This is a genomic window from Paenibacillus sp. N119s, from assembly GCF_059447605.1.
On record NZ_JCAJRU010000545.1, the window covers coordinates 1 to 332 of the forward strand.

1 protein-coding gene is annotated in these 332 nt (G+C 54.2%); it reads right to left on the minus strand.

Translation table 11 applies throughout. The features are described 5' to 3' along the window. Nucleotides 1-332: phosphopantetheine-binding protein (locus AC5V8P_RS26250; protein ID WP_495474140.1), on the minus strand; the 332-nt coding region annotated here is incomplete at both ends.

Sequence of the window (332 nt, forward strand, 5' to 3'; positions counted from 1 at the left end):
AACAAATCCTTCATGTCCAGCTTATAGCCCGCCTGGAACGTACGGGATGCGATTTGGATGGCCTTGATGGAATCGCCACCCAGATCAAAGAAATTGTCCAAAATACCGACCGTCTGTAGTCCCAGTACCGACTGCCAGACCGCTACCAAAGCGCGTTCTTGCGCTGTACGCGGCTCGGCATAATCGACTCCAGTTTGTAGGCTGCCTTCTGGTGCTGGCAGTGCTTTGCGGTCGATTTTGCCGTTGGGACTCAGTGGCATTTGCTCCAGCTGTACAAAGTAGGACGGTACCATGTAGCTTGGCAGCTCTCGGCCCAGCTCACTTCTCAGCTC